Source organism: Natrinema hispanicum, assembly GCF_900111485.1.
Classification (GTDB): Archaea; Halobacteriota; Halobacteria; order Halobacteriales; family Natrialbaceae; genus Natrinema; species Natrinema hispanicum_A.
In genome coordinates this window covers 26,932-34,098 of record NZ_FOIC01000029.1, presented here as the reverse complement: position 1 = coordinate 34,098, position 7,167 = coordinate 26,932, and the positions used below count along the sequence as shown (strand labels likewise).

At 55.4% G+C, this 7,167-nt stretch carries 7 protein-coding genes and 3 pseudogenes; 8 read left to right on the top strand and 2 right to left on the bottom strand.

Annotated elements, in window-relative coordinates:
• Positions 1 to 250 precede the first annotated feature (250 nt).
• Positions 251 to 442: pseudogene (locus BSG09_RS16740) on the bottom strand (IS5/IS1182 family transposase); the annotation flags it as partial.
• A 136-nt stretch (positions 443 to 578) separates the two neighbouring features.
• Positions 579 to 1,328: a CPBP family intramembrane glutamic endopeptidase gene (locus BSG09_RS16735; protein ID WP_217650155.1), complete on the bottom strand. Its 750-nt coding sequence runs from the start codon at positions 1,326 to 1,328 to the stop codon at positions 579 to 581.
• Positions 1,329 to 1,641: 313 nt separating this feature from the next.
• Between BSG09_RS16735 and BSG09_RS16730 the strand changes: the two genes are divergently transcribed.
• The 8 genes and pseudogenes from BSG09_RS16730 to BSG09_RS16695 form a co-directional block, all read left to right on the top strand.
• Entirely contained in the window at positions 1,642 to 1,983 is a 342-nt protein-coding gene (locus tag BSG09_RS16730) for an ArsR/SmtB family transcription factor (RefSeq protein ID WP_092935129.1), read from the top strand.
• Position 1,984: 1 nt separating this feature from the next.
• Positions 1,985 to 2,311 carry a hypothetical protein gene (locus BSG09_RS16725; RefSeq protein WP_092935127.1) on the top strand — a complete coding sequence of 109 codons (327 nt, stop codon included), beginning with the start codon at positions 1,985 to 1,987 and terminating at the stop codon, positions 2,309 to 2,311.
• The gene (locus tag BSG09_RS16720; protein ID WP_092935125.1) at positions 2,308 to 2,613 is read left to right on the top strand and encodes a DUF7521 family protein; all 306 of its coding nucleotides are present in this window, start codon (positions 2,308 to 2,310) and stop codon (positions 2,611 to 2,613) included. The genes BSG09_RS16725 and BSG09_RS16720 overlap by 4 nt, the downstream gene beginning before the upstream one ends.
• Before the next feature lie 312 nt (positions 2,614 to 2,925).
• Positions 2,926 to 3,132: a hypothetical protein gene (locus BSG09_RS20355; RefSeq protein WP_130501430.1), complete on the top strand. Its 207-nt coding sequence runs from the start codon at positions 2,926 to 2,928 to the stop codon at positions 3,130 to 3,132.
• A gap of 12 nt (positions 3,133 to 3,144) precedes the next feature.
• Positions 3,145 to 3,561: pseudogene (locus BSG09_RS16710) on the top strand (outer membrane protein assembly factor BamB family protein); the annotation flags it as partial.
• Between the two features lie 731 nt (positions 3,562 to 4,292).
• Positions 4,293 to 4,424: pseudogene (locus BSG09_RS21765) on the top strand (phosphoenolpyruvate hydrolase family protein); the annotation flags it as partial.
• 115 nt (positions 4,425 to 4,539) lie between these two features.
• Positions 4,540 to 5,001 carry an ABC transporter permease subunit gene (locus BSG09_RS16700; protein ID WP_092935119.1) on the top strand — a complete coding sequence of 154 codons (462 nt, stop codon included), beginning with the start codon at positions 4,540 to 4,542 and terminating at the stop codon, positions 4,999 to 5,001.
• Between the two features lie 191 nt (positions 5,002 to 5,192).
• A partial coding sequence (locus BSG09_RS16695) for a hypothetical protein (protein WP_343124078.1) occupies positions 5,193 to 7,167 on the top strand: 1,975 nt, incomplete at its 3' end.

The window sequence follows — 7,167 nt, the reverse complement described above, 5'->3', positions numbered from 1 at the left end:
CGCTAACTTGCACAGGCAGCTCTAATTTTTCACTTCACCCATCAGTGTAGCAAATTGACGCTCATCGCTCGCTGATGCACATTCCGAACACCTGATTACAGCGGCAGTCGAGCTGTAACGCCCATGACTCGGCTTCTTTCGCACACGGACCAGTCAGTGCAACGTGCTCGGGGCACACTACTACAGTCGGTCTCTTGCGTCCCATGCTTGCTTCACGTTCTCATGGCATAGCAGCGTTTCCATCGAGTCAGTGCAGAAAGCGAAAGAGGTCTGGTGGCTGGTGAACTCGTGTTCGCCCCCGCTTCGAGGGGGCGAACACGTCGTATTCCAGTAGAAACTCGAACTCAAGATGCTCGAATAGCGGTACTGTCTCGGTAGCCGCGACATTCAAGAAGTCGTCTACCGAAGCTACGTCTTGCAGGGTTGCGCTTGTGTTGGACACACTTCGCGCACCCTGCTGCTTCGCACGTGACGCTTTCTATGACACGCTCTATGGATAGTGAATTTTGCCAAAAGCACTAACGAAACGACATATGATGCTACTATCTTGGGCACGTGTAGCCTCATCAAGCGACGAACTATACGGTACTTGTCCATCGTGTCAGGCGATCGTGGATGCGAAGTTCGCCATCCATCCAGTATACATATCCCAGCAAAAGGAGGCCACCAACAGCTGTTGCACCGACGTGGACGAACCCCTCTTCACCAATATATTGGGTCGGTCCGACAAGATTTAAGACGAGTAGTTCCGGCGTCTGCTGTGAAACACCAAGTCCAAACACTGCGCTCTGGGTGTAGTTGTAGAATATATGGAATCCCATAGACAGTGCAAGTTCACCGGTCAACACATAGACGCCACCGAGCACTAGCCCTGCCAATAGGTAGTATCCGTAATGGCTGAGATGTGTGACTTTCCCGCCATGCAAGAACGCGAAAACGATGCAGTTGATAGCAAGCGCAATACCGATCGCGATTTCATTCCGTACGTATCCGTTGACCCCTTCAGCGATGTTCTTCAACAGCACTCCTCGGAAGATGAACTCTTCCCACAGTCCCGCAACCATAATATAGCCGAAGACAATGACCATCGCTGGGAGAAACGAAATGACACCCGGTGTCTGTGCGATACCAGCGACAGTTACCCAGTCGGCACCAAGTCCCACTGCAACCGCACCGGCGTTAATAAGTGTCGCAGCTAACCCGCCAACGGCGAACATCTGCAACCACTGACGATCAAATGACAGACCGTACCCTGTGGCTGGGCGACGGTCAATCAGTCGACTACTGACGAGAACCGCACCGATGAAGACACCTGCTATCCCAATCATTTCGGCTGACTCTCTGACCGGATGCTTGAACTGTGATCTGACGATCGACTGAACGATAGCGATGGCGAGAAATGTAGTGATGACTGGAATAATCGCACGGAAAGGTGCGCGTAGGCGGTGGTGATCATGATTCCAGACTGGCCATATAACACATCGCCACAGTTGTCGAAGTCCAGTTGGGGCTGCCTGTTTTACTGATGACTGTGGTGACATACCCGAATCGAGAAGAGTGAGGATATTATTACCGGAGGGACGGCTTCTGTCCCGGAAGCTACGGTTGCCTTTTTACTACTGCCCGAGCACGAATCGGTATATGGACGAGGATGAGGACGAAGTTCTCGCGTTGCTTGAAGACAAGTACGCGCGGGCCATCCTCGCCGAACTCACGACTGAACCTATGTCTGCTTCCGAACTTTGTGCGTCGTGTGACATGTCAGATCCGACAGCATATCGTCGTCTCGAGCGACTCGAGGCGGCTGATCTCGTGACCGACCAACAGGTGGTTGACTCGGATGGCAACCACTTCAAACGGTACGCCACGACGATCAAGGATGTGACCGTCTCGTTCGCTGATGGAGCGTACGACGTGACTATCACACGCTCGTCGACAGATCCGTCCGACCGGTTCACCGATCTGTTCGAGGGGTTGTCCTGACATGCTGGACGTGGTCTTACAATTGCGGGCGACTGGAACGAGTTCCCTAATCGCAGTGATAGTGGTTGCTATCTCGGTGCTCACGATCATCATGTCGGTTGCCATCGCCGTGGTTCTCCTGCGTGACTATCGTCGTGAACCGGGTCATATGGGGCAGTTGAAACTCGCAGTTGGGCTGCTCTTGCTGGCGAGCGTTCCAGAACTCCTCCGGATCGCTTTGCCCACTATGACGAGCGTTGGGGTTGTTGGTCGTTCGATCCTCGTGAGTGGTTGTGAACTGTCTGGTCTGGGAATCATCCTGCGGACCATCTTCGGAGGAGATTCATGACGCCCGCCGAGTTGTCGGTTCTGACGGTGGTGACACCCAGCGAAATTGCGTGGGGGTCGCGGGCACTGACCGCGCTCGTCGGCTTCTTGGTCGCTGCCCTCGCCTACCGTGGGTACTGGCGCAACGATGCACCAAAAATGCGCTCGCTTGCAATCGGCATCTTTCTCTTGACTACCGGTGTCTTCATTATAGTTGCCGTCGTCAGCAGGCTGGACGCTGGGATTGGACCGGTGCTACTCACACGCGGGCTTGTGACCGTCGTAGGACTCGGCTTCGTTTTGTATGCCCTTGTGTACCAGTAAGGGGGCAAAATGGTTCCCTCCCCAGGCGGACAACCCTGGAAGGGGTCTCGACTCGTTCTTGAAGCGGTTGAGTCCTCGCTCGTGAGCGACGCAGATGCCGTCGAAGACGAGAATCAACAGATAGTGTCGGATGATGGAGCGGCGAACCAACTCTCACTCGTCAGGCATGATTTCCTATACTATATGTAATGGTAATTAAGAAATTCTTCTATTGATAAGTCCATATGGCATGGAATCGGCGACAAACGCTTGCGGGCGCGGTCGGGATAAGTGCAGGCGCTTTGTCGGGCTGTCTCAATATCCTTAACGGCAATGAAAATCGCCCTCTCCCCCGAATCTCCAACGGGGACGTGGCTACAGTCGGCCCACGATGCCGGTAACACGGGCGCCTCGAATTTCACTCCTCCAGAACGTGGAACGCTGGCATGGAATGGGGGAAGTGCCGAAACGATCCCACCGCAGGTCCACGAGGAGACGGTGTATTCCGTCGGCGACGCACTGGTAGCGCTGGACGGCTAGACCGGCGAACAGCAGTGGCGGACCAACCTCGAAGTCGATTCCTCGGGCGCACCGCTGACACAATCGGCCGTCACCGGTGAGCACATTTTGCTCGGGTCCACGGGCCGGTTGATGTCGTTCGATCCGACCGACGGCAGCAAGCAATGGACGCGGACGATCGATGGGGTTCCAATCGGACCGATGACAGTCGCTCCCGATCTGTCGATCGGTGTTGTTCCCTTCGAACGCCCCCAACGGGACGACCCCGTTCTCGAACTCGTGGCGTTTTCCGTCGCCTCGGGTGAGACGGAGTGGACAGCCCCGCACCGGGCCTCCGTTCGCACGACGCTACCGGCGGTGTTCGACGATTGCGTTTACGCCAGCGGATACACAGAGGACGAAACGCCGATCCTCCGCTCCTTCGCAGCCGAAGACGGAGCCCTGATATGAACGCACTCTTGACGCTCCAACAACCCCACCGGTGGCCACTACGATGGCGTCTTCATCGGTGACGACGGCGCCGTTCTCGTTTATGACCCAAAAACGGGCGAACATCGCACTTCGGTCGCCGTCGCGGACCGAACGAACCGCGCGATTGCCGTCGCCGATGTAACGGTGTTCGTTCTGGGCGTTGACGGACCCGCTTCGGTTTCCGCTTCAGATGGCTCAGAGCGGTGGTTCACCGATGGGGACCCACAGGCGGACAGCCTCGCAGTCGACAGGACACTGTCGTTGCGCCGATCTCCGGCGATGCATTCGACCTCGAGACTCTTGACCGTGTATCGGAGCTTTCAACCGAATGGATGGAACTACTCAATGGTATTACGCCGTTGCCGACACGTTCGACCCGACAATCAGTTCTCCCCCCGCATCGCCGATGGGGAAGTCTTTGCGATGAGCAATACGAACTCTGGGATCACTGCCCTCGGCGATCTTCCGCCGAACAAGGAGTGAACCAGACGCTCGTACAGTTGCGTGCGTCAAGGCTTTCCGATATTTGAGTCGAAACGACGATCGATCCACTCGGCAATCAGACTGAGTTTATTTTCGTGAAGCGTGGCAAGTCATGCGAGTGTAGATAACATTGAATATTATATAATTTATAATTAAACACTATTCGCTGCGTATAAATATGCAAAGGTTGAATAGTGGGGGAAATTAGCATTCGTTATTACAGAACAATTACACACGAGAAGTCACTGAAGCGGCTACACGAGACCGTATCGAGTGGAGATCCAATCATCGGTGCTGGTGCAGGAACGGGTATGTCGGCGAAGTTCGCCGAGCGCGGCGGTGTCGACCTCCTGACACTACTAGACAGGAGTCAGCGAGATGTCGCTCGCGAAAACCGGCCCGTCTCCGGCGGTGACGGCCGAGTCTGAGCGACCGATCTTCAGATAGTTCTGTTCGACAGTATTAGTCGTGTCGATGACTTGTGGGATGATCTACACGAGCATCGCCGTCTCGCTTTCGTCCCTGACGCGCTCGACGACCATTGCTGGAACTGCGATGTTCCGTGTTTTCCTGCTCTTTTACGTTGTATGGAACAGTCCCGGCGTTATATTTAGGCTGCTTGGTGAGCGAAAGTTCCTCTTTTTCGATACCGTAACGTATACGCAGGAGTTTCAGGGGCAAGAAATGATGGCAGAGCGGCGGCAAGACTGGACGTACTTCATCACGAATCTCGATCCTGGCCAGGCATACAACAGAGGTTTAACATTCCTCATCGACGTTGATCTGCTCGAGCAGGGATCGACCACCAGTGCACAGATGTTCGGCGGCGAGCTACCAATCTACCTCAATGATTGGTTCTCCTTCATGATTCTGCTGTTTTGGATCGTCGTGCCGCTCGGAATCGGACTCTATCGGTTCGATCGTGTCGACATCTGACTCTCCGTTTCTCGACTGTGGAGAAGGGCACCGGTAGCGTGGCACTGCCAGCAGTCTCTCGTGGAACGAAATGGGAACCCGTAACTCGCCCACCACAGCAAGCCGCTGTGTATGGGAAGTCGCGCCTTTCAGGAGGTGTGAATGTCACTGTATCTTAACTTTTATAACCACGCGGTTGAACGTCTATTCATATGTCATCAGTATTGAAATCGCTAGCGAAACTGCGATCGACGGACGGCTTCAGGGCGTTTCTGGCCGTGTGCATGGTCGCAGTCGTTGGCGTTGCAACGATCGGACTCCCGGTCGTCTTCGGCGGTGCGACGACGACTGCACAAGCGACTGAGCCCTCCCCGGAGTTCGAATCGCACGACTCGATCACACAGGTCGACTCACAGTCTGAGCCGGCCGATGATATCTATCTCGGCGACAACGGAAGCGCCGTCCTCCACTATGAGAACGACTCTGAGGACCTCGATAAGATCGACGTGGGTATGGACGTCAGTGAAGGTTTGGTTCACATGCTTGTCGTTGATGACGTCGAGAACCCAAACGAGGATGTAGAATCAGCGAATTTCTCGACGATCCTCAACCAGCAGGGCCTCTCCGGAAACGGATCGATGGTCATGCAGCAGCCGGACGATCTCAAAGATCTCACTGTTGACGTCTCTGGAGAGGTCTCCGAAGACGCCAACGAGTTCAACGCGGAGATGTCTGGGTCGTTCAACGGCGAGAATACGAGTGCTGGGACAGTCAGTACGAGCGGCGAAATCGCCGCGACTGCGGATCGGTTCGAGACGAACGGTGAGGTGTTCGCAGAGACAGACACCATGGGTAGCGGGTCGAACATGTACGTCGATGCGGCCGTGACGGAGACGAAGAGCGGCTACACGGTCGACGTTACCCAAGAACGGAACCTGTCCCAGTGGACGGTGAGTCAGTGGGAGACACGAGACCAAGCCAAACAAACGCTTCAGGGCCAGTATGGGATGCTCGCTACGAGTCTCAACGGAACTAGCAAGATCGAGATCACGAACTACGACTTCCAGAACCAATCGAGCGGCCACTCCCAGCTCGAGATCGCGTACACCGTTACGTACACCGGCGTCGACAGCGGTATCGAAGAGCAGCTAACCGACCAACTGGTGTCAGATGAGTCAGCCGATCTGACCCGCTCGGAAGCACGAGAAATCGCGACCAGTGTCACTGAGGTTCATCTTGAGACGATCTCGTTCATGGTGGACGTGAACGAGGGCACGGTTGACGCCGACTGGGATATTGCGATCGCGAACTACGACGAACTGACCCTCTCGATGTTCGATCTGATGGAAGCAACCGATACGACTGGTCAGCTTCCTCAAGAGCAACTCGAGAATGCGCGAAAATCCATCGAGGCTCAGCAGGCGGCGAACCTCGAGTCGACATTTACCTGGGACGGGTCGGTCGAACAAGCATCGTCCGGTGATCTGTCGTTCAATGCGACGATGACGGGCGATACCAAAAACTGGAACGCCTACATCGACGAACTCGAGTCCCGCGACGTCGAGCCGCCGAACGATGTCACGTTCGATCTCACGGCCGAAACCGACGGTGACGAACTCTCGATGGACGGCGAATTCAAACTCGAGTCAAAAGATCTGGCTGGACAGACGATCAAGAGTTGGGCACAGTCGATCCAAAACAGTCAGTCGTCGACGACGATGTCCCCGAAAACAGAAGAGTTCGTGTCGGCGCTGAACGAATCCGAACTCAAGGTCGCTCGCATCGACGCCGGGCTCAAGGATGGCACGGTGCGCGTCGAAGCTGGCGCACAGTTCGAAAACATGAGCGAGATTACCGACACAGTCAGTGAGAGTCTGTCCGTCAGTGGCGTTGCGACCGAACAGCACAACGAGACGACGTCGATGTACGTTTACGTCGACGACATGGACGGGATTGACACCGCCTCGGCAACAAAGGCAGATCTCGAGCAGTTGAGCGTGGTCGGGCCCGAGACGACAGTCCACCAGGCCGGTGAGTGGGAGGACGACTTCCCACGACCCGATACTGACGCGATGAGTGAATTCCTCGAGACTGAGACCGAAGACGCTGCTAAAGACGACGAGAACGCGGATGGCACACCCGGCTTCGGGATCGGGGCTGGACTCGCATCGATTGCAGGACTACTGA

What these genes read in the sequence shown, in the direction of transcription:
- BSG09_RS16735 (WP_217650155.1), bottom strand. Translation starts at nt 1,328, where the DNA reads ATGATTGGGATAGCAGGTGTCTTCATCGGTGCGGTTCTCGTCAGTAGT.
- BSG09_RS16730 (WP_092935129.1), top strand. Translation starts at nt 1,642, where the DNA reads ATGGACGAGGATGAGGACGAAGTTCTCGCGTTGCTTGAAGACAAGTAC.
- BSG09_RS16725 (WP_092935127.1), top strand. Translation starts at nt 1,985, where the DNA reads ATGCTGGACGTGGTCTTACAATTGCGGGCGACTGGAACGAGTTCCCTA.
- BSG09_RS16720 (WP_092935125.1), top strand. Translation starts at nt 2,308, where the DNA reads ATGACGCCCGCCGAGTTGTCGGTTCTGACGGTGGTGACACCCAGCGAA.
- BSG09_RS20355 (WP_130501430.1), top strand. Translation starts at nt 2,926, where the DNA reads ATGAAAATCGCCCTCTCCCCCGAATCTCCAACGGGGACGTGGCTACAG.
- BSG09_RS16700 (WP_092935119.1), top strand. Translation starts at nt 4,540, where the DNA reads ATGACTTGTGGGATGATCTACACGAGCATCGCCGTCTCGCTTTCGTCC.